The sequence below is a fragment of the Collimonas sp. GW821-FHT07E08 genome, from assembly GCF_059418905.1.
Genome location: NZ_JBWKQR010000018.1, coordinates 1 through 21,500 on the forward strand (window position 1 = coordinate 1; position 21,500 = coordinate 21,500).

Annotated in this window: 17 protein-coding genes; 12 read left to right on the plus strand and 5 right to left on the minus strand. The window is 60.0% G+C overall.

What is annotated here, in order from left to right:
- The coding region (locus AC07RZ_RS20445; protein ID WP_494669355.1) for a DUF3304 domain-containing protein at nt 1-635 on the plus strand (635 nt) is incomplete at its 5' end.
- A gap of 2 nt (nt 636-637) precedes the next feature.
- Nucleotides 638-2,413 (plus strand): T6SS phospholipase effector Tle1-like catalytic domain-containing protein, encoded by a 1,776-nt coding sequence (locus AC07RZ_RS20450; RefSeq protein WP_494669356.1) that lies wholly within the window; start codon nt 638-640, stop codon nt 2,411-2,413.
- 113 nt (nt 2,414-2,526) lie between these two features.
- Here AC07RZ_RS20450 and AC07RZ_RS20455 read toward each other — a convergent pair whose 3' ends face one another.
- The 4 genes from AC07RZ_RS20455 to puuE form a co-directional block, all read right to left on the minus strand.
- Nucleotides 2,527-2,709 (minus strand): 4-oxalocrotonate tautomerase, encoded by a 183-nt coding sequence (locus AC07RZ_RS20455; protein ID WP_144741499.1) that lies wholly within the window; start codon nt 2,707-2,709, stop codon nt 2,527-2,529.
- A 24-nt stretch (nt 2,710-2,733) separates the two neighbouring features.
- On the minus strand, nt 2,734-3,480 hold the full coding sequence (locus AC07RZ_RS20460) for a class II aldolase/adducin family protein (RefSeq protein WP_494669357.1): 747 nt from the start codon (nt 3,478-3,480) through the stop codon (nt 2,734-2,736).
- A gap of 91 nt (nt 3,481-3,571) precedes the next feature.
- Nucleotides 3,572-4,672, minus strand: coding sequence for a porin (locus AC07RZ_RS20465; RefSeq protein WP_494669358.1), 1,101 nt, complete (start codon nt 4,670-4,672; stop codon nt 3,572-3,574).
- A gap of 128 nt (nt 4,673-4,800) precedes the next feature.
- Nucleotides 4,801-5,760, minus strand: a complete 960-nt coding sequence (gene puuE / locus AC07RZ_RS20470) for an allantoinase PuuE (protein ID WP_494669359.1) — start codon at nt 5,758-5,760, stop codon at nt 4,801-4,803.
- 146 nt (nt 5,761-5,906) lie between these two features.
- Here puuE and uraH point away from each other — a divergent pair, with 146 nt between their 5' ends.
- The 9 genes from uraH to typA all read left to right on the plus strand — a co-directional run bounded on the left by uraH (nt 5,907) and on the right by typA (nt 18,555).
- Nucleotides 5,907-6,272, plus strand: a complete 366-nt coding sequence (gene uraH / locus AC07RZ_RS20475) for a hydroxyisourate hydrolase (RefSeq protein ID WP_144741510.1) — start codon at nt 5,907-5,909, stop codon at nt 6,270-6,272.
- Between the two features lie 402 nt (nt 6,273-6,674).
- On the plus strand, nt 6,675-7,586 hold the full coding sequence (gene scpB / locus AC07RZ_RS20480) for an SMC-Scp complex subunit ScpB (RefSeq protein WP_494669360.1): 912 nt from the start codon (nt 6,675-6,677) through the stop codon (nt 7,584-7,586).
- A complete protein-coding gene (rluB, locus tag AC07RZ_RS20485) occupies nt 7,573-9,528 on the plus strand; it encodes a 23S rRNA pseudouridine(2605) synthase RluB (RefSeq protein ID WP_494669361.1) in 1,956 nt (651 codons plus the stop codon). The genes scpB and rluB overlap by 14 nt, the downstream gene beginning before the upstream one ends.
- A 401-nt stretch (nt 9,529-9,929) precedes the next feature.
- A complete protein-coding gene (gene rimP, locus AC07RZ_RS20490) occupies nt 9,930-10,415 on the plus strand; it encodes a ribosome maturation factor RimP (RefSeq protein WP_494669362.1) in 486 nt (161 codons plus the stop codon).
- Nucleotides 10,412-11,971, plus strand: a complete 1,560-nt coding sequence (nusA, locus tag AC07RZ_RS20495) for a transcription termination factor NusA (RefSeq protein ID WP_092399822.1) — start codon at nt 10,412-10,414, stop codon at nt 11,969-11,971. The genes rimP and nusA overlap by 4 nt, the downstream gene beginning before the upstream one ends.
- Before the next feature lie 59 nt (nt 11,972-12,030).
- Complete coding sequence (infB, locus tag AC07RZ_RS20500; RefSeq protein WP_494669363.1) at nt 12,031-14,880, plus strand: translation initiation factor IF-2; 2,850 nt, start codon at nt 12,031-12,033, stop codon at nt 14,878-14,880.
- A gap of 145 nt (nt 14,881-15,025) precedes the next feature.
- On the plus strand, nt 15,026-15,415 hold the full coding sequence (rbfA, locus tag AC07RZ_RS20505; protein WP_144741524.1) for a 30S ribosome-binding factor RbfA: 390 nt from the start codon (nt 15,026-15,028) through the stop codon (nt 15,413-15,415).
- Nucleotides 15,416-15,527: 112 nt separating this feature from the next.
- On the plus strand, nt 15,528-16,481 hold the full coding sequence (truB, locus tag AC07RZ_RS20510) for a tRNA pseudouridine(55) synthase TruB (protein WP_494669364.1): 954 nt from the start codon (nt 15,528-15,530) through the stop codon (nt 16,479-16,481).
- A 238-nt stretch (nt 16,482-16,719) separates the two neighbouring features.
- On the plus strand, nt 16,720-18,555 hold the full coding sequence (gene typA, locus AC07RZ_RS20515; protein ID WP_144741531.1) for a translational GTPase TypA: 1,836 nt from the start codon (nt 16,720-16,722) through the stop codon (nt 18,553-18,555).
- A gap of 99 nt (nt 18,556-18,654) precedes the next feature.
- Here the strand turns inward: typA and aptA are convergent, their stop codons facing one another.
- Nucleotides 18,655-19,998 (minus strand): omega-aminotransferase AptA, encoded by a 1,344-nt coding sequence (gene aptA / locus AC07RZ_RS20520; protein ID WP_494669365.1) that lies wholly within the window; start codon nt 19,996-19,998, stop codon nt 18,655-18,657.
- 272 nt (nt 19,999-20,270) lie between these two features.
- On the opposite strand from aptA, the gene AC07RZ_RS20525 reads away from it, so the two are divergent.
- Nucleotides 20,271-21,332: a M35 family metalloendopeptidase gene (locus tag AC07RZ_RS20525; RefSeq protein ID WP_494669366.1), complete on the plus strand. Its 1,062-nt coding sequence runs from the start codon at nt 20,271-20,273 to the stop codon at nt 21,330-21,332.
- The last annotated feature ends 168 nt before the right edge of the window (nt 21,333-21,500 follow it).

Here is a 21,500-nt window from a genome sequence, read left to right on the forward strand (position 1 = left end):
ATTTGATAATATTATTTCCCTGTGCCAGAATTCCCCGCACCAAAACCAAGTGCAGGGGAAGTTTATGGAAAATCACCGCCAAGGGAAATCAGATGACGAATAATTTCTTTAAATCTGCATTATTGCGATGGTTGCTGCCGTCACTCCTGGCATTGCTGGTAAGCGCCTGTGCTGGTGCGGGATCAAGCAGGTTGATGGCAGAAGGGAAAACTGCAACATCGCTTTCGTCTGTGGGCCACTACGGCAAAGGAATTGGGATTTCCGAGTTTTATGTGAATGGCACTTGGGGAGGAAATCAACATGGCTGGGGCGGCGGAGGCTCAACGGTGTGCTGCGTAAGTCTGCCACGTACGACCAATACTCCTACTATGGTGACGGTGAAATGGAGGACATATCGTACGGGAGTCTCGGAAGAGCTCTGGCATGAGGCTACCGTGCCAGTGCATTTCTCAGTTCCTCCCGGCGATGGCGATGGCTTGAAGGTCCATTTCTTGCCTGGGCATCGAGTAGAAGTTTGGTACGCGCGAATTGGTCTATGGGATCCAGAATATCCTGGTCCTCCATATCCACGCCCTCCTGCTCCAGATTATGTTCCGCTTCCTGATGAAAAACCTGAACCCGGCAAGGGGAAATAAGGATGGCGAATGCAAAATCTTGCCTGGAACCGGCCCAAGTAGTCTGTCCACGTGCGTTGCCGATGGATTGTGGAACATATTGCGACTTCAATTTGAACATCGGTATCTTTTTTGACGGTACCGACAACAATATGAAACGCGATACCCCATCACTTTCCCAAAGCAATGTTGCACGCTTATTTTCTGCCTACCGGGATGATCCCTTAGAAGGATACTTTCGGCACTATATTCCGGGTGTTGCTACACCCTTTGAGGAGCTTGGCACCGACGGCGAAGACATACGGGAGGCTGCCGCCGGCAAGGGCGGTGAGCCGCGCATCATCTGGGGATTGCTGCAGGTCTTAAATTCCGTGCATAGTTTTGTGAGTCGAGGCAAAACCATGTTCGATGATAAACAAATGAGAGCGCTCTGCAGTGACCACTGGGTAAAGCAAGACAATTCACGCGAGTGGCCGATCCCCATTCCGTCCAAAGAAGACAAGATGCTCAAAGAGCTCGGCTTGAAATCCGGTCTGGTCGATTACGAAAAGACGCGAGTGGATTTCTTGAAACAATGTGCACGCAAGTTGAGCGTCCTGCTCAAGGCGCCGAAAACCTTGCCGCGTCTGGCGGGCATTTATCTCGATGTATTCGGGTTTTCCCGCGGCGCGGCCCAGGCGCGCGTGTTTACCAACTGGCTGCACCAGTACTTTTTTATTGACGGCGAATTGTTCGGCATCCCCGCCTATGTCCGCATGCTGGGCCTGATGGATACGGTCGCCTCGGTCGGCGCCACCAATGCCAACGATGGTGAAGGCCACTGGGATTGGGCCAAGCCGGAAAATCTGCGTATACATCCGCGGGTCATGAACTGTGTCCACTATGTGGCGTTGCATGAGTTTCGCACCGTATTCCCCGTCGAAAGCCTATGCCAGGGCGATGTTTTACCGGAAAAATGCTACGAACACTATTATCCCGGGGCACACGCCGATGTCGGTGGCGGCTATGCGCCCGGAGCTCAAGGCAAGGCGGTGCGCATCGTTGATGGCGTACCGGTTGCGGACGACAGCATGAAGCTGTCGCAACTGGCGCTCAACGACATGTATCAGGCTGCCAGAAAAGCCTGTGAATATCATTCCTATGGGCAGCCATGGCTGGAAGTGGTGCCGTCGACTGAGCCATTTCCTGTGCCGGAGCCTCACTCGCTTGACCTGGGACTAGCGAGGCAGTTTGCCTTGGACCCGAGTGTCCGTTCCTCGGTGGAGAAATATTTTGCCAACTGTGACATCTCCGAGGATCTCCCCATTGACAAACAATTGCAGGCCCACGGCTTGATGTACCTGGCCTTCCGCCATATGGTCACCATGGCGGAAGGTTTCGAGCGCCTGTATAGCGTCAAATTTGCCCAGGCCGTGGGGAAAATCCAGGTGCGCGACAATGCCGGCAACCTGAAGGAGCAAGATAGCCTGGATTATTACCGGAAGGGACAAGTGGTATTCGCCGACCAGATCGATATGATGAAGCGGCTATGGCGCAGGGATTCAGGCGATCGGTTTGGGCGGGATCGTTACAGCGAGAATGTCGTAGAAATCTATCGCTCGATCCAGAAGATAAAAGTATCTCCCACGGTTGGGGGCTTTTACGACGACATGGTGCATGATTCTTATGCCGGATTCCTCGAAAAACTGGGTGGCGAGGGTTGGCGCAAGCACGTTGAAGGGCAAGGTTACCTGCGCTACCGCGCCGTGTATCGCGGTGACGACATACGGCTCAACTCCATGTATGTCCGCAGCGCTTGATCGGGATCCCGTACTCAAGGAGATCGGCGGATTTGTCCGGTCGAAGCAGGCGTAAATGGAAAAAGGAGCCACGCTGCCGTAGCTCCTTTTTTATATCGCTGCGCTTTGCAAACTCATTCAGACCACAGCTTGCCGGCGGTAGCCCAATTTTCGCGCTTGACTTCCTGGATGATGATGTCCACCGATTCCGGGCCGCATTCCAGCGTCTGGCACGTGACTTCGGTGACGGCTTTGACGAAAGCGCGCTTTTGCTCGGCGCTGCGGCCCTCGAACAGCTGTACGTTAAAAGTCGGCATGGCAATCCTTTCTGTAAAAAATGATCAGTGTTGGTAGCTGGGGTCGATGGCGTCCAGCCGGCGCAGCAGGGCGGGCCATTCCAGCAGGCCCTCCGGGCTGCCGTCGCCGAGCAGCTGGTCGCGCGTCTTGCTGCAGATCTCCGGCGGCGGCAAGTTGAGCCTGCCGCCGCCGGCATGGGCCTTGAGCTGGATTTCGCACGCTTTGTCGAGCGTATCCATGAGGACGTAGGCTTCGGCCACGGTGCGGCCGCATACCAGGCTGCCGTGATTGCGCAGCAGCATGGCCGGCAGCTGGCCCAGCAGCTCGACCATGCGCTCCTGTTCTGCCGGCGCCAGCGCCAGGCCCTCATAGTCGTGATAGGCAATCTGTTCATAAAAACGCAGCGCATGCTGGGACAGCGGCAGCAGGCCGTCGGCCAGGGCGCTGACCGCCACGGCGTGGACATTGTGCAGGTGCATGACGCACACGGCATCCGGCCTGGCCGCATGCACCGCGCCGTGGATGGCGAAACCGCTGGCGTTGACCTGGTAAGGAGAGTTGCCGACGATGCAGCCCTGGCCGTCGATCTTGACCAGGTTCGATGCGCGCACTTCGTCGAAACGATAGCCGAACGGATTCAGCAGGAAATGCCCCGGTTCATCCGGCACCGAAGCGGAGATGTGGGTGTAGATCAGGTCATCCCAATGTTTCAAGGCGCACAGGCGGTAACAGGCCGCCAGGTCCTTGCGTACCTGCCATTCGGCGCTGCTGATGGTGGAGTCTGCCGGCATAGGAATCCCAACGTTAAAATGCGCGCCGATCGGCTAAGCGATCGACGCGCATCGGATGATGTTGCAGCTACTGTATCAGCTTACCGAGACATCAGAAACGATGGCGGATGCCGAAGGCAATGCTGTTGCCGACGGTCTGCTCGGTGATCTTGTCGTACATGTAGATCGCATACAGGTCGGTGCGCTTCGACATATTGTAGTCGTAGCCCAGCGATGCCGTATTGCGCTTGAGCGATTCGCCCACCGCGGCGCCGGAACGCTTGGTGTTGGCCCACGAGGCCAGCACCGCGCCCTGGCCCAGCGGGATGCTGGTGCCGAGCTGCAACGTCTTGTCTTTCAGGTCGATGTCATGCGAGGTCTGGTCGTAGGTCGCAAACAGTTTCGCCACCGTGAAGTCGTAAGTGGCGCCGAGGAACCATGCCGACTGGCGCGCTGCGACCATGCCGCTTGGCAGCGGGATGTTGGTGGACGGCTGTACATTGCCCGGCGACAGTTCCAGCGGATTGTTGACCTTGACGCGCTGGTAATAGGCGGTCAGCGCCAGCGGGCCGTGGAAATACAAGACATTGGCGCCGATGTTGTTCTTGCCGTTGTTGCCCGCCTGCTCGCCGAACTGGTAGTGGAAGTTGGCTTTCAGGCCGCCGAAATCCGGCGTGGTGTAGATGACTTCATTGCTCCAGCCGGTATCGCCCGCCAGCGAACTGGTCCAGCCGGAGGCGTTGAACCAGGGCACGTCCAGGTGCAGGATCAGCGGCGACAGCTGGAACGAATCGCCGAACGGGTTGAACAGGATCGACGGCAGGAAGTTCGGCGCCAGGTCGCGGCCGAGGGAGACGGCGCCGAAGTTGCCGGTCAGGCCGACGTTGGCGTCGCGCGAAAACATGGTTTCGTTGCCGTCGAAGCGGCCGATCTGGCCGGTGTCGGCGCGGAAGAACGAGGTCAGGTTGAATTTCGCCTTGAGCCCGCCGCCGAGGTCCTCGGTGCCTTTGAAGCCGATCCAGGAAGTCGTCAGGCCGCCGCTGTTGACGACGCTGCTGCGTCCCGTGTCGCCGCTGTATTTCATCGAGCCGACGTAGGTGTCGACCAGGCCGGTGACCTGGACCGACGTTTGCGCCATTGCCGGCAGCGCGACCGCCGCGCCGAGGGCGGCGGCAACTTGCAGTGTTCTCAATCTGTTTTTAGATGGGTGCATCCCTGTCTCCTGGTTTTTATAAGATGGCAGATAAGTGGAAAATGGATTTCTGGTTTTATTCATCTGAAACAACACGCGTCCGTGTTCAAGCTAGGTCCGTGGAACCGCCACGGCGGGTTAAAAAAGCGTTACGCAATAAACGGGTGGGTCGCACGCCAGTGGTCGGCGATGTCGATGCGGCGGGTGATCCATACCTGGCCGTGGCTCTGCACGTAATCGAGGAAACGCGCCAGCGCGGCGGCGCGCCCGGGGCGGCCGACCAGGCGGCAATGCAGTCCGACCGACAGCATTTTCGGCTGGTTCAGGCCGTGCGGATCGCCTTCACGGTACAGCACGTCGAAAGCGTCTTTCAGGTAGTCGAAGAACTGGGTGCCGGAATTGAATCCTTGCATGGCGGCGAAGCGCATGTCGTTGGTGTCCAGCGTGTAAGGCACGATCAGCTGCGGCTTGACCACGGTTTCGCCGCTGCCGTTGCCGACCTTGACCTGTTCCCAGAACGGCAGGTCGTCGCCGTAGTGGTCGGCGTCGTAGCTGAAGCCGCCGTGCTCCAGCACCAGCCGGCGGGTATTGGGCGAGTCGCGGCCGGTATACCAGCCGAGCGGGGCGCTGCCGGTCAGTTGCCTGATGACGGCGACGGCTTCGGCGATGTGGGCGCGTTCGGTCGCTTCATCGATATTCTGGTAGCTGATCCAGCGCAAGCCGTGGCAGGCGATTTCGTGGCCGAGTTCCTGGAATGCGGCAGTCGCTTCCGGGTTGCGTTGTAGCGCGCGCGCAACACCGAACACGGTCAACGGCAGGCGGCGCTCTTCAAACATGCGCAGCAAACGCCAGACGCCGGCGCGCGAACCGTATTCGTACAGGGATTCCATGCTCATGTGGCGGGCCGGAAAACTCTGGGCGCCGATGATTTCGGAGAGGAAGGTTTCCGAGCCGGCGTCGCCGTCCAGCACGCAGTTTTCGCTGCCTTCTTCATAGTTGAGGACGAACTGCAAGGCGATCCGGGCCCGGTTCGGCCATTGCGGGTGCGGCGGCGTGCGGCCGTAGCCGGTCATGTCGCGTGGATAATTAGGGTCGGAGCTGATAGTCATTGCTTGGCCTGGAGTATTGATCTGGTGTTCTGGATTATGTGTGCTGCAGCCATGATTAATATATGCCGGATAGTATATTGACCTGGACCCTGCGGTATATCATTTGATCGATACTCGTTTTCAACTAATCGATATAGGGAAATGCCATGGGAAACGCCTTTGGAAAATTAAGTACGCATGTTTTGGATATTACCCAGGGCAAGCCGGGCGCCGGCGTCGAGATTGCACTGTATGCGGTCAGTCCCTCCGGCCGCACCCTGCTCAAGAACGCCGTGACCAACCAGGACGGCCGGGTCGACGCACCCTTGCTGCAGGGCGAGGAAATGCAGGCCGGCCAATATGAACTGGTGTTCGCTGCCGGCGACTATTTCGCCGCGCAAGGCATCGACCTGCCAAGCCCGCGTTTTGTCGACCGCGTCACGCTCGCGTTCGGGATTGCCCATCCTGACCAGAATTATCATGTGCCGTTGGTAGTTTCGCCCTGGTCCTACTCGACCTATCGTGGCAGTTGATCAGGCAGCCAATTAAGCAACTTTCTTGCCAGCCGGCGACATTCCTGGCGCCGGCAGCCTGCCGGCAAAGCGGCCGGTTCCCCCGCTTGCCGGCTATCGTCAAATAACCACATCCGCAAGATCGGTACGCCTTCCCATCCGCTTTGTGCTAAACTGTCTCTCAACATTTTGGTTGGCAGCAGGATCGGTCGCAGCAGTCGTGGCCCCGGTCAGATCAAAATTGAAAGAACGAGCGGCGCAGTTACCCGTCTTATTCAAGTCTTATTGTCCCCGCCCTCATTAATCCTCCTCTAACGGGCGCTGGACAGCAGTATCAACAGCTTTCTCTTTGACCAGGCCTGGCCTGCCGTTGAACATGAGCTCTGCGAATTTTTAATAAAATTTAAATAAACTACGTCGTACATGAATATTATTGAGGCCAAGAAAGTCCTCGAAACTGCATTGCTCTGTGCTCACGAGCCGCTGTCGCTTAACGACTTGAAAAAGCTGTATGCGGCTGGCGGCGAGGAAGACGGCGAAATCAATGCGGATACGATCAAGTCCATGCTGGCGGAGTTGCGCGACGACTGGGCCGACAAAGGCATCGAAGTAGTTGCCCTGTCGACCGGATGGCGATTCCAGAGCCGCCCCGAGATGAAGATCTACCTGGAGCGCCTGAATCCCGAAAAACCGCCGAAATACTCGCGGGCGACCATGGAAACCCTGGCGATCATTGCTTACCGGCAGCCGGTGACCCGTGGCGACATCGAGGAAATCCGTGGCGTGACCGTCAATTCGCAGACTGTAAAGATGCTTGAAGAGCGCGGCTGGATCGAGGCCATCGGCCATCGCGACGTGCCAGGACGCCCGGCATTGTTTGCCACCACCAAGCAGTTCCTGGACGATCTCGGCCTGACCTCGCTGGATCAGCTGCCGCCGCTGCAGCAGGTTGCCAGGAATGACATGCAGGAAGGCAACCTGCTCGAATTGCAGGCGCTGGAAGCCAGCATTGAAGCCAGCGCGGTGCTGGACGCCGCCGCGGCGATGGAAGCGGAAGACGCGGCAGCCGACGAGTTCCAGTCCGAACAGTTGAGCCAGGATGAGCCAGGCCAGATTGCAGCCGATGAGTTGCCGACAGCAGAACCTGCTACAGAAGATGTAGTCGTAGATACAGTCAAGACGGAAAATGCGATGGAAGCGGATGGGGAAGTTGCTCATTCGCAAATAGAGCCAGTTGCATCGAATGAAACCCACACCAACGACCACGCGTCCGAATCGGATGATGAAGCCACGCCAGGTCGGCATAACCAACACCTGAATAATGAACCCACCTAGTTCCAATGATGCACCGGTCGTCGACCTGACTGCCACCACTGACCCGAAGCCAGCTAAAAAGCCTAGAGCGCGCAAGGTTGCTGCGGCAGCCGATGCTGCGGCAGCCGGCGCTGCGGTCGATGCGCCGATTGCGGCGGCAGCTGATGTTGCAGAACCGGCCAAGCCGGCTCGTGCGCCGCGCAAGAAAGCGGTTGCCGCAGCTGACGCCAGCGCCGGCACGGTTGAAGTTGCCGCCGAAGCAGCAGCGCCGGCCAAGCCTAAGGCTGCGCCGCGCAAGAAGGTCCAGGTCGTGGTTGAACCGAGTGCTCCGGTTGAATTTGTAGTGGAAGCGGCGCCGGCTGTTATCGGTCCGACGGTTGTAAATCAGGAAATGTCGGAAACGCCGGCCAGGGAGCGGCCGGCCAAGCGTGGCGTGCGCGGTCCGCGCGCCCTGCGCAGCAATCGCGCCGCGCAACGAGCGCAAGAATCGGCGGCAGCGGCCGGTTCCGCTGTTGAAGCGGGCAATGCCGCTCCGGCGGAAGGCCAGCCCGGCGCAGCGCAGGCCGGCGACAATCCGGCAAGCGGCGAACCGCGCCAGCAGCGCGGCGACCGAAATAACGGCGCTGGCCGCAACGGCGAACGCAATGCGCGTGAACGGCCGCAAAAGGGCAAGAAGCCGCAGGCACAGAACGGCAAGCCAGGACAAGGGCCGCGCGGCGGCAAGCCGGGCGCCCGCGGCGGCGACGCCGACGAAGTATTCTCGTTTGTTACCTCCGAATCGTTCGACACCCTGGTCACGGCGGATGATCGCCAACCGCAGAAAAGCGTGCGGCGCGACCTCACCGCCGAGGACGATGCACCAAAATTGCACAAGGTCCTGGCGGATGTCGGCCTCGGCTCGCGCCGCGACATGGAAGAACTGATCATCGCCGGCCGGGTTTCGGTCAATGGCGAGCCGGCCCATATCGGCCAGCGCATCTTGCCAACCGATCAAGTCCGCATCAACGGCAAGCTGCTGCAGCGTAAAGTCAGCAAGCGTCCGCCGCGGGTGCTGGTATACCACAAGCCGGCCGGCGAAATCGTCAGCCACAATGACCCTGACGGCCGGCCATCGGTGTTCGACCGTTTGCCGAACATGAAGGCGGCCAAATGGCTGGCGGTGGGGCGTCTCGATTTCAATACCGAAGGCTTGCTGCTGTTTACCACCTCGGGCGACCTGGCTAACCGCCTGATGCATCCGCGCTACGGCATCGACCGCGAATACGCGGTGCGCACCCTCGGCGAGCTGGAGCAGGGCATGCGCCAGAAGCTGCTGGCCGGCGTCGAGCTGGAAGACGGTGTGGCGCAATTCTCGAAGATCGCCGACGGCGGCGGCGAAGGCATCAACAAATGGTATCGCGTCACCATCGGCGAAGGCCGTAACCGCGAAGTGCGCCGCATGTTCGAGGCGATCGGCCTGACCGTGTCGCGCCTGATCCGCACCCGCTACGGCGCCATGACGCTGCCGCGCGGCTTGAAACGCGGCCGCTGGGAAGAACTGGAGGAAAATGCAGTGCGCGACATGCTGGCGGCGCACGGCCTGGAAAAACCGGCTGCCCAAGGCGCCGGCGGCGGCAAGGGCCAAGGCCGTCCTGACTTCAACAAGGATCGCCAGCCTAACGGCAACCGCGCTTACAGCTCGCCGCAAGGGCCGGGCGTCTACCGTGATCCTGGCTTCGGCCAGTCGCGCGGCAACCAGGGCCGGCCGCAAGGCGGCGGCAATGGCGGCCCGGCGCGCAGCCGCCAGCCCGATCCTTTGCAAACGGCGCTGGGTTTCCCCGATGCCGGCCAGCGGCGCAATGGCGGCGGCAACGGTTTTGCCCGTCCGGCGCGGCCTAACAAGTCGGCCGCGGGTGGCCATGGCGGCCAAGGCGGCGGCCAGCACGGCGGGCAGGGAATGCCGCGCCGCCGTCCGCGCGGTTGACGGATTCGGATTGTCAGCCATGGCGCCTGTGAGCGCCGTGGCTTGCGGCTTGGCCGCAACAGGAATGCAGGAGCTGGAAAATGTTGCAATATTGATCAATTTGGGGCCTTGAGGCGCCTGATTGTCAATAAATGCAAATTTCCCGCATTGCGGTACATAGCCTAATCGTTTATAATTTACAAGTTAACAGAAGTCATCAATGGGATTCACCCCAAGAATTGATTGCAAAATTAATTCGCAGCCGATCTCGTGAAACTGCTTGAAATGACAAACGATAAGAAGATGGGCAGATGCCCATTTTTTTTTTGCTTTTCGTTTTGAAGCGGTTTTAAATGGCGGGAAATATAACGAGATGCGGCTGCGGGATGCGCGGACGTGCAGATCTTTATTAAGGAGTTGCTTTGCAGTTGCTGGAGCTAATTGAAACAACCGTGGTTGGCATGGGCTACGAGCTGGTCGAATTCGAAAAGGCCGCGCGTGGGCTGTTGCGCGTCTATATCGACTTTACGCCTGAAAATGCCGAGCAGGGCCAGATCACGGTAGAAGATTGCGAAAAAGTGACGCATCAGCTGTTGCATGTACTGACGGTGGAAAATGTCGTGTACGAGCGTCTGGAAGTATCGTCGCCGGGCCTCGACCGGCCGCTGAAGAAACTGGCTGACTACGTGCGGTTTGCCGGCAAGGAAGCCATTGTGAAATTGCGCGTGCCGATGCCAGGCGCCGCGCACCGCAAGTCATTTCAAGGCGTCCTCGGTGAACCGGACGGCGAAAACTTGAAGATCGAATTTGAAACAAAAGATGGGTCGGCGGTGCTGGATTTCACGCTCGCTGACGTAGACAAGGCACACTTGGTGCCGCAAGTGGATTTTAGGAGTCGCAAAGCATGAGTCGCGAAATTTTATTGTTGGTCGATGCGCTCGCGCATGAAAAAAACGTCGATCGTGATGTGGTGTTCGGTGCGCTCGAACACGCACTTGCACAGGCAACCAAGAAACGCTACGAGGGTGACGTCGACATCCGGGTCACGATCGATCGTGAAACCGGCGAGTTCGAATCCTTCCGCCGCTGGCACGTGGTGCCGGATGAAGCCGGCCTGCAGCTGCCGGACCAGGAAATCCTGCTGTTCGAAGCCAAGGAACAGATTGACGACGTCGAAGTCGACGACCACATTGAAGAGCCGATCGAATCGGTGGATTTCGGCCGCCGTTTTGCGCAAGACACCAAGCAAGTCGTGCTGCAACGCATCCGCGACGCTGAACGCGAACAGATCCTGGCTGACTTCCTGGAGCGCGGCGACTCGCTGGTAACCGGCACCATCAAACGGATGGAACGCGGCGACGCCATCGTCGAGTCGGGCAAGATCGAAGCGCGTTTGCCGCGCGACCAGACGATTCCTAAGGAAAACCTGCGTATCGGCGACCGTGTCCGCGCCTTCATCCTGCGTGTCGACCGCAATGCGCGCGGCCCGCAAGTGATCTTGTCGCGTACCGCGCCGGAATTCATCATGAAGCTGTTCGAGCTGGAAGTTCCGGAAATCGAACAAGGCTCGCTGGAAATCAAGTCGGCCGCACGCGATCCGGGCGTCCGCGCCAAGATCGCGGTGTTCACCGCCGACAAGCGCATCGATCCTATCGGCACCTGCGTCGGCATGCGCGGTTCGCGCGTGCAGGCCGTGACCGGCGAACTGGGCGGCGAGCGTGTCGATATCGTGCTGTGGTCGGAAGACCCGGCGCAATTCGTCATCGGCGCGCTGGCTCCTGCCAACGTTTCTTCGATCATGGTTGACGAAGAAAAGCACGCCATGGATGTGGTGGTCGACGAAGAAAACCTGGCGATCGCAATCGGCCGCGGCGGCCAGAACGTACGCCTGGCGGCAGAACTGACCGGCTGGCAGATCAACATCATGACAGCGGAAGAGTCGGCCGATAAATCGGCGGTGGAAACCGCCGCGATCCGCGCCCTGTTCATGGAAAAGCTGGACGTCGACCAGGAAGTCGCCGACATCCTGGTGGAAGAAGGTTTTGCCAGCCTGGAAGAAATCGCCTACGTGCCGATTACCGAAATGCTGGAAATCGATTCGTTTGACGAAGACACCGTCAACGAACTGCGTAACCGGGCCCGCGATGCGCTGGTGACAGAAGCGATTGCCTCGGAAGAAGGACTGGAAGGCATGGAAGATGCCCTGGTCAATTTCGACGGCATGGACCGGGTTACCGCCGGCAAGCTGGGTTTGGCGGGAGTCAAGACATTGACTGCGTTCGCCGGTTTGGCTTATGACGAATTTGGCGCGATCCTGGCTTTGCCAGCGGACCGTGCGCGTCATTTGATTGAAGACGAGTTTAAAGATGTGACCGACGATGAGATGAAACTCATCGATGCCAAGTACGATGATCATGCCAAGGCCCTGCAAGCCAAGGCATGGAATATAGCGGAAGCCAAGTGATCCAGTGATCCGAGAGGTTCCGATATCGTCTGCCGCGCCACATAGAAAAAGAGGACTGAATGGCGAGTAACAATGTAGCCCAATTTGCCACCGAGCTGAAAATGCCAGCGGATCTCCTGCTGACACAACTGCAATCGGCTGGCGTCCAGAAAAATTCGACTGACGACGCCTTGTCGAAAGAAGACAAGGATCGCCTGCTGGAACACCTGCGCCGTTCGCACGGTGCGGTGCCAGACAGCGAAAAGAAGAAGATCACGCTGACCCGCAAGGAAACCACCGAGATCAAGCAGGCTGACGCCACCGGCAAGTCGCGCACGATCCAGGTTGAAGTGCGCAAGAAGCGTACTTTCGTCAAGCGCGACGAGCCGGTCGCCGAAGCGCCGGCAGCACAGGCTGCGCCTGCGGCGCCGGTCATCGACGAAGCCGAACAGGCGCGCCGGGTTGAAGAAGCGCGCCGCCAGGCTGAGCTGATCGCTCGCCAGGAAGCCGAACTGCTGGAGAAGCAGGAACGCCTGGCCAAGCTGGAAGCCGAAAAAGAAGCGCAAGCCAAGGCTGCGCTGAAAGCGGAAAACGACGCCCGCAAAGCGGAAAGCGAAGCCAAGAAAGCGGCTGCCGAAGCACCGGCGCCGGCTTCCGCTTCTGCCGATGCCGCCGTCAAGAAGCAGGACGATCCTGCCGCTGAAGAAAAGAAGCGCCTGGCGAACGAAGAAGCCAAGCAAAAGGTCGCGCTGGCCGCCAAGGAAGCCGCCGAGAAATCGGCCGCGACTGAGCGCGCCCGCAAGGCTGTGCAAGACGAAGTAGCGCAGATCAAGGCGATGATGAATGCGCCGCGCCGCGTCATCAAGGCGCCTGAGCCGGTCGCTCCTGCTGCAGCCCCGGTCAAGACCGCCGAAGGCACTTTGCACAAGCCTGCCGACAAGAAGCCTGGCGAGAAGAAAGACGACAAGAAAGTGGTGGTCGACAAGAAGTCGATCAAGTCCGCCAACGTCTCTTCCACCTGGCAAGACGATGCGGCCAAGAAGCGCGGCCTCGGCATCAAGACCCGCGGCAATACCGGCGGCGGGCGCGATGGCTGGCGTGGCGGTCCGAAGGGCCGTCGCAATGCGCACAACGACGATCACGAAAGCAATTTCCAGGTGCCGACAGAAGCGGTCATCAAGGACATTTATGTTCCTGAAACCATTACTGTCGCCGAGCTGGCGCACAAGATGTCGGTCAAGGCTTCGGAAGTCATCAAGCATTTGATGAAACTGGGCCAGATGGTCACCATCAACCAGGTGCTGGACCAGGAAACTTCGATGATTCTGGTCGAAGAAATGGGCCATACCGCGCACGCCGCGAAACTGGACGATCCGGAAGCACTGCTGGTCGACGGCGAAGAACATGCCGACGCCGAACTGCTGCCGCGCGCGCCGGTGGTCACCGTCATGGGTCACGTCGACCACGGCAAGACCTCGCTGCTGGATTACATCCGCCGCGCCAAGGTTGCATCCGGCGAAGCCGGCGGCATTACCCAGCACATCGGTGCATATCACGTGGAAACGCCGCGCGGCATGATCACTTTCCTCGACACCCCGGGCCACGAAGCGTTTACCGCCATGCGTGCCCGCGGCGCCAAGGCGACCGATATCGTGATCCTGGTGGTAGCCGCCGACGACGGCGTGATGCCGCAAACCAAGGAAGCGATCGCCCATGCGAAAGCCGCCGGCGTACCGCTGGTGGTGGCGATCAACAAGATCGACAAGCCGGGCGGCAACCTGGATCGGGTCAAGCAGGAACTGATCGCGGAACAAGTGGTGCCGGAAGAATACGGCGGCGAATCGCCGTTCGTGCCGGTATCGGCCAAGACCGGCGAAGGCATCGACAACCTGCTGGAGCAAGTCTTGCTGCAGGCTGAAGTGCTGGAGCTCAAAGCAGCGGTTGCCGCGCCGGCCCGTGGCCTGGTAGTGGAAGCGCGTCTCGACAAGGGCCGCGGTCCGGTGGCGACGATCCTGGTGCAATCCGGTACCTTGAAGCGCGGCGACGTCGTGCTGGCGGGTTCTGCCTACGGCCGCGTCCGTGCGATGCTGGATGAAAACGGCAAGGCGATTTCCGAAGCCGGTCCGTCGATCCCGGTCGAAATCCAGGGCCTGACAGAAGTGCCGGTTGCCGGCGAAGAAGTCATGGTCATGGCAGACGAGCGCAAGGCGCGCGAAATCGGTCAATTCCGCCAAGGTAAATACCGTGACGTGAAGCTGGCCAAGCAGCAAGCCGCGAAGCTGGAAAACATGTTCGACCAGATGGCCGAAGGCGAAGTCAAGAACCTGCCGATGATCATCAAGACCGACGTCCAGGGTTCCCAAGAAGCGCTGGTCCAGTCCCTGCAGAAGCTGTCCACCAGCGAAGTCCGGGTACAAGTGGTGCACGCCGGCGTCGGCGGCATCAGCGAGTCGGACGTCAACCTGGCGGTAGCCTCGAAGGCCGTGATCATCGGCTTCAACGCCCGCGCCGATGCGTCGGCACGCAAGCTGGCGGAAGCCAACGGCGTCGACATCCGTTACTACAACATCATTTACGATGCGGTGGACGAGATCAAGGCAGCGATGTCCGGCATGCTGTCGCCTGAGAAGCGCGAACAGAACCTGGGCCTGGTCGAGATTCGCCAGGTGCTGCTGGTCAGCAAGGTCGGCGCGATTGCCGGCTGCTACGTGCTCGAAGGCCTGGTCAAGCGTGGCGCTTCGGTCCGCCTGCTGCGCGACAACGTGGTCTTGTGGACCGGCGAGCTGGATTCGCTGAAACGCTTCAAGGATGACGTCAAGGAAGTCCGTTCCGGTTTCGAGTGCGGCCTGACCCTGAAGAACTTCAACGATATCAAAGAAGGCGATCACCTCGAAATCTTTGAAGTCGAAGAAGTCGCACGGACTCTGTAACAGCATGAGCAAGCGCACGGCAAGCATGTGCGCAGGCAAGGAAATCGGGCCTGACAGCCCGATTTTCATTTTGTAGTAACCTGTGTAACGTTGGTTGGCAGTTCATTTCTGAAAGACAAAGCGTGGCAACGCGCTGAATAAAAGCATGGCTAAACATAGTAAATCCATCCCTGGCCGCGGTTTGCGGGTTGCCGACCAGATCCAGAAGGACCTGTCCGAGATCATCGTCTTCGAGCTGAAAGACCCGCGGGTCGGCATGATTACGATTACCGAAGTGCAGGTGACGCCGGATTACGCCCATGCCAAGGTGTTTTTCACGATGCTGAACGACGACCCGGAAGCGATTGCGAATACCGTCAAGGGCCTGACCCAGGCTGCCGGTTTCCTGCGCAACCAGCTGGGCCGCCGCCTGACTATCCATACCTTGCCTGCCTTGCATTTCATCCATGACAATTCGACCGCCCGCGGCGTCGAGATGTCGCGCCTGATCGACCTGGCGAATGCGACCCGTTCCAAGGACGATGGCCAGGATTGACCGATTGCTTGCCCAAGCGCAGTCAAGTTGACTGACGGCCACCGTTAAAATTCGATGCGGCCTGCTGGCGACGGCAGGCCGTTTCCGCTTTCTCCTTTTTGCACCCGCTACCATGGCATCACGCCCACCCAAAAGAATCCGTGTCCCGCTCAATGGCGTCTTGCTGCTGGATAAGCCCGTCGGCTTTTCCAGCAACGATGCGTTGATCAAGGCAAAAGGCTTGCTGAATGCACAAAAGGCAGGGCACACCGGCACCCTCGACCCGTTCGCCACCGGCGTGCTGCCGCTATGCTTCGGCGAGGCCACCAAGTTTGCCCAGGACCTGCTGGATGCCGACAAGACTTACGAGACCCTGATCCACCTGGGGGTGAGCACCACCACCGGCGATACCGAGGGCGAGATACTGGAGCGCAAGGATGTCAGCGTCAGCCGCGAGCAGATCGACGCCGCGCTGGCCCGGTTCCGCGGTCCGATCAAGCAGGTGCCGCCGATGTATTCGGCGCTCAAGCGCGACGGCAAGCCGCTGTACGAATATGCCCGTGCCGGCATCACGCTGGAGCGCGAAGCCCGCGACGTGACCATCCATGCGCTGGAATTCCTCGATTACCAGGCGCCGTTCTTACGCTTGCGGGTTGCCTGCAGCAAAGGCACCTACATCCGGGTGCTGGGCGAAGACATCGGCGCGGCGCTGGGTTGCGGCGCGCATTTGCAGGAGTTGCGGCGAGTCCAGGTGGGCCACCTGACGCTGGCCGGCTGCGTCACCCTGGAGCAGCTTGGCGCTACCGGCGAGGCCGAGCGCAGCGCCTTGCTGGCGCCGGTCGACAGCCTGCTGCTGACTTTTCCTGAAGTATGTTTATCCGAGCCGCTCGCCAAACGCTTCCTGCAAGGCCAGCGCCTGACGCTGACGAAAGAAGGCGTGGCCTTGCCGGCAGCGGCTGGACGCGTGCGGGTATACCTGCAGCCGGTGGATGCTGTATCCAGCCGGCAACTGCTGGGCACCGCGCAATTGCATGAGTACGGGGTCCTTGCCCCCGAACGCCTGATTGCCACCGCACAGCCCGCATAAAATAGGTTTTTAGCAATATCCGTACTGCGATTGAGGCAGCAACTCTTTGAAATTACAAGGCTTTTCATAAAGTAGTGCAGCGCGTCATGCTATAATGCGCGGCCTCCCAAATTCCGCTACATCTGCCGTACTCCTGTGCAGTGCCTTAGCGAGCATTTTTGGCCGCATTTGTAGCTATATATTTTCTGCGCAATCGTTATCTGCGCACTTACTAAGTTATTCAATCTCCAAACTGACCATGTCAAACACACCTCGCGCCATCCGCAACATTGCCATCATTGCCCACGTTGACCACGGCAAGACCACGCTGGTTGACCAGCTGCTGCGTCAATCCGGCACTTTCCGTGACAACCAGCACGTCGATGCACGCGTGATGGATTCGAACGATATTGAAAAAGAACGCGGCATCACGATCCTGTCGAAGAACTGCGCGGTCGAATACAAGGGCACGCACATCAACATCGTCGATACCCCGGGCCACGCCGACTTCGGCGGCGAAGTCGAGCGCGTGCTGTCGATGGTCGACAGCGTTCTGCTGCTGGTCGATGCGCAAGAAGGCCCGATGCCGCAAACGCGTTTCGTTACGCGCAAGGCACTGGCGCTGGGCTTGAAGCCGATCGTTGTGGTCAACAAGATCGACCGCGAAAACGCAGATCCGCAAAAGGCTGTGAACGCCACTTTCGAACTGTTCGACAAACTCGGCGCAACCGACGAGCAGCTGGATTTCCCGATCATCTACGCATCGGGTTTCAAAGGCTATGCAGGCCTGGAAGACACCGTCCGCGACGGCAACATGGAACCGCTGTTCGACGCGATCCTGAAGCACGTTCCTGCGCGTGAAGACGATCCTAACGGCCCGCTGCAACTGCAGATCACATCGCTGGAATACTCGTCCTACGTCGGCAAGATCGGCGTTGGCCGTATCCTGCGCGGCAAAATCAAGGCACTGCAAGACGTGGTCTGGATGAACGGTCCGGAAGACAAGCCGACCAAGGCCCGCATCAACCAGGTGCTGACTTTCCGCGGCCTGGACCGCGTGCTGGCGGATGAAGCGCTGGCCGGCGACATCGTGCTGATCAACGGCATCGAAGAAATCAGCATCGGCTCCACCATCTGCGCACCGGATTCGCCAGAAGGCTTGCCGATGCTGAAGGTTGACGAACCGACCCTGACCATGAACTTCATGGTCAACAATTCGCCGCTGGCCGGCCGCGAAGGCAAGTTCGTCACCACCCGCCAGATCAAGGACCGCCTGGACCGCGAACTGAAAGCCAACATGGCGTTGCGCGTGGTGCAGGCTGAAGGCGACGATTCGACCTATGAAGTGTCGGGCCGCGGTGAGTTGCACCTGACCATCCTGATCGAAAACATGCGCCGCGAAGGCTACGAGCTGGCAGTTTCGCGTCCACGCGTGGTGTTCAAGATGGTCGATGGCGTGCGCCACGAGCCGTACGAAAACCTGACTGTCGACGTTGAAGAAGCCAACCAGGGCGGCGTCATGGAAGAACTGGGCCGCCGCCGCGGCGACCTGCAAAACATGGAACCGGACGGCAAGGGACGCGTGCGCCTCGAGTACCGCATTCCTGCGCGTGGCCTGATCGGCTTCCAGGGCGAATTCATGACCCTGACCCGCGGCACCGGCCTGATGAGCCACGTGTTTGACGAATACGCGCCGGTCGACGCCTCCAAGGGCGAACTGGGCGGCCGTCGCAACGGCGTGCTGATCTCGCAGGACGACGGCGCGGCAGTTGCCTACGCTATCTGGAAACTGCAAGATCGCGGCCGCATGTTCGTCAGCCACAACGACCCGGTGTACGAAGGCATGATCATCGGCATCCACTCGCGCGACAACGACCTGGTGGTCAACCCGATCAAGGGCAAGCAGCTGACCAACGTCCGTTCGTCCGGTACCGACGAAGCGGTGCGCCTGGTGCCGCCAATCGAAATGTCGCTGGAATATGCGGTTGAATTCATCGATGACGACGAGCTGGTTGAAGTCACGCCGAAGAGCATCCGCCTGCGTAAGCGCTACCTGAAGGAACATGAGCGTAAAAAGGCTTCGCGCGACGCGTAAGCTGTCGAGTGAACCGGGCCTTCGAGCCCCGCCACGAAAAACCCGCCGATCCGTGCCCTTGCCCAGGGCGCGCATCGGCGGGTTTTTTACTTTCCGGTTTCAGGCGACTGCCGGACTCGCTGCATGTTGCGCCTTGAGCACATCGCCGATGGCCGTAAACAGCTGGTCGATCTGTCCCGGCTCGATGATCAGCGGCGGCGACAGGGCGATGATGTCGCCGGTGGTGCGGATCAGCACGCCTTTCTCCCAGAAGCACCGCAAGAAGGCATCGAAGGCGCGCGCGCCAGGTTTGCCTGCGACCGGCTCCAGTTCAATCCCGCACACCAGCCCCAGGTTGCGTACATCCTTGACGAAAGGCAGGCCTTTCAGGCTGTGCGCCGCCTGCTCGAAATACGGCGCGGTTGCCGCCGCGCGGTCGAACAGGTTTTCGCTCTTGTAGACCTCGATGCTGGCCACCGCGGCGGCGGCCGCCAGCGGATGGCCGGTGTAGGTGTAGCCGTGGGAGAATTCGATGGCGTTGTCGGCGGCGGCGCTCATGAAGGCGTCATGGATATCCTGCCGCACGATCACCGCGCCCATCGGCACGCTGGCGTTGGTCAGGCCCTTGGCGCAGCAGATCATGTCAGGCATCACGCCGAAATAATCGGCCGCAAACGGTGCGCCAAGGCGGCCGAAGCCGGTGATCACTTCATCGAAAATCAGCAGGATGCCGTACTTGTCGCAGATGAAGCGCAGCTTTTGCAGGTAACCCTTGGGCGGCAGGATCACGCCGGTCGAACCCTGGACAGGCTCGACGATCAGCGCCGCCACGGTGGCCGGATCATGCAGCGCCAGCAGGCGCTGTTCGAATTCGTCGGCGATCTCCGCGCCATGTTCCGGCAAGCCGTGTGAAAACGCATTGCGCCCGATGTCCAGCGGGTGGCGCAGATGGTCGACGCCGGCCAGCGTCGGGCCGAAATGCTTGCGGTTGCCGGCGATGCCGCCCACCGCAATGCCGCCGAAGCCGACCCCGTGATAACCGCGCTCGCGGCCGATCAGGCGCGTGCGCAAGCCGTCGCCGCGCACGCGGTGATACGCCAGCGCGATCTTCAGCGCGGTATCGACCGACTCCGAACCGTCGTTGCAAAAGAACACCCGGTTCAGTCCTTCCGGTGCAATCGACACCAGCGCGCTGGCGGCTTCGAAGGCCAGCGGATGGCCCATCTGGAATACCGGCGCAAAATCCATCCTGGCAGCCTGCTGCTGGATCGCTTCGACAATCTTCGGATGGCAGTGGCCGGCGTTGGTGCACCACAGGCCGGCGGTGCCGTCGAGGATCTGGCGGCCGTCGTCCGTCGTGTAGTGCATGCCGGAAGCGGAGACCAGCAGGCGCGGCTTGCTCTTGAACTGGCGGTTGGCGGTAAACGGCATCCAGAAATGGTCGGTGTTCAGGGTGGTCGGCATGGCGTCTCCTTGGCGGTTGGCGGATTTCGGGCTCTTGCTGTTGATGGTAGTACGTTTAGGGCCGCTTCGCATGGCGCCGGCCAAGCCCGCGATATATAGAGGCCGATTCTTCCCATGAGGTTACGGCATCCTGTCAACTTTGACAGGAGTCCGCCTCGAAATGTGCGTGCTAGCATAAATTTCCCTGGGCCCACAAGGCGAGGGTTCATTTAACTCTACAAGAGGGGTAATCCATGTACAGTTTTCGAAAATGGTTGGCAGGCGTTACATGTGTGGCAGCGATCGTTGCCGGCGGCTCGGCTTATGCAGCGCGGGCCGATATCGAAGTGACCTTGCAGGAAGCCAGCGCGAAGGGTGCGGCCGGTTCTGGCAAGGTGCTCTACACCATCACCAACACCAGCGCCGGGTCCCTGCATGTGCTGAACTGGGAAACTCCCTTGAACGGCGTCAGCGGCGACTTGTTCAGCGTCGACCTGGGCGGCCAGCCGGTGCGTTACGTGGGACGGCTGGTGAAACGCAAACCGGCGACCGACAAGGATTACATCACGCTCAAGCCGAACGAAAGCCGGGCGGTTGAAGTGGACCTCAGCGCCTACTACGAGATGCATCGGGCCGGCCAGTACGTGATCAAGTACAAGCGCAGCGCCGACACCCTGGTGCGCGAAGCCGGTAATGCGGTGGCCGCCAAGGCCGGCGGCGTCGCTGCTCCTGCCGTCACGCTGGAAACCAATGCGATCCCGCTGTCGGTCGACGGCGGTCCGGCGCCATCGTCCAAGCAGTCATCGTCCGACCTGCTGGGCGCAATCAACGGCGCGGCTGCTGCGTCGACTACCTTCGCCAGCTGCAGCAACAGCCAGAAAACCGCGCTGACCACAGCCCGCACGGACGCCACTTCGATCGCGACCAATTCCAGGAATTACCTGAATGCGAACAACACCGGCAGCCGCTACACCTGGTGGTTCGGCGCGGTCACCAGCGGCCGTTATACGACCGTCGCCAATCACTACGCCAACCTGAGCAGCGCGCTCGGCACCCAGGCGTATAAATTCGACTGCAGCTGCACCGAGTCCGGCACTTACGCCTACGTCTATCCAGACCAGCCATACACGGTCTACCTGTGCGGCGCCTATTGGACCGCACCGGCCAACGGCACCGATTCCAAGGCCGGCACGCTGGTCCATGAAACCAGCCACTTCACCGTGGTGGCCGGCACCGACGACCACGTGTACGGCCAGACCGGCGCGCACAACCTGGCTGTCAGCAATCCGGCCAATGCCGTCGACAACGCTGATAACCACGAGTACTTTGCTGAAAATACGCCTGCACGCCAGTAAACACAGAGGCTCGTATCCCGCATCTTGCGAAGCCTAAGCCATGCCGGGTACGGACCGAGATCCGTGCCCGGCATTTTTACGTGTAGCGCGTCCTGATTACCTGGCGCGATCTGTCCCGGTGGCGCGATGCGGGCGCTTTAAGGCGGGGCCTTTGGCCGCGGGCGACTT

Bases quoted from the DNA above. Each gene is read 5' to 3' on its own strand.
- uraH (WP_144741510.1), top strand. From the start codon at position 5,907: ATGGGAAACGCCTTTGGAAAATTAAGTACGCATGTTTTGGATATTACC.
- truB (WP_494669364.1), top strand. From the start codon at position 15,528: ATGGCATCACGCCCACCCAAAAGAATCCGTGTCCCGCTCAATGGCGTC.
- nusA (WP_092399822.1), top strand. From the start codon at position 10,412: ATGAGTCGCGAAATTTTATTGTTGGTCGATGCGCTCGCGCATGAAAAA.
- aptA (WP_494669365.1), bottom strand. From the start codon at position 19,998: ATGCCGACCACCCTGAACACCGACCATTTCTGGATGCCGTTTACCGCC.
- AC07RZ_RS20455 (WP_144741499.1), bottom strand. From the start codon at position 2,709: ATGCCGACTTTTAACGTACAGCTGTTCGAGGGCCGCAGCGCCGAGCAA.
- rluB (WP_494669361.1), top strand. From the start codon at position 7,573: ATGAACCCACCTAGTTCCAATGATGCACCGGTCGTCGACCTGACTGCC.
- scpB (WP_494669360.1), top strand. From the start codon at position 6,675: ATGAATATTATTGAGGCCAAGAAAGTCCTCGAAACTGCATTGCTCTGT.
- AC07RZ_RS20460 (WP_494669357.1), bottom strand. From the start codon at position 3,480: ATGCCGGCAGACTCCACCATCAGCAGCGCCGAATGGCAGGTACGCAAG.
- rbfA (WP_144741524.1), top strand. From the start codon at position 15,026: ATGGCTAAACATAGTAAATCCATCCCTGGCCGCGGTTTGCGGGTTGCC.
- typA (WP_144741531.1), top strand. From the start codon at position 16,720: ATGTCAAACACACCTCGCGCCATCCGCAACATTGCCATCATTGCCCAC.
- AC07RZ_RS20465 (WP_494669358.1), bottom strand. From the start codon at position 4,672: ATGCACCCATCTAAAAACAGATTGAGAACACTGCAAGTTGCCGCCGCC.
- puuE (WP_494669359.1), bottom strand. From the start codon at position 5,760: ATGACTATCAGCTCCGACCCTAATTATCCACGCGACATGACCGGCTAC.
- AC07RZ_RS20450 (WP_494669356.1), top strand. From the start codon at position 638: ATGGCGAATGCAAAATCTTGCCTGGAACCGGCCCAAGTAGTCTGTCCA.
- infB (WP_494669363.1), top strand. From the start codon at position 12,031: ATGGCGAGTAACAATGTAGCCCAATTTGCCACCGAGCTGAAAATGCCA.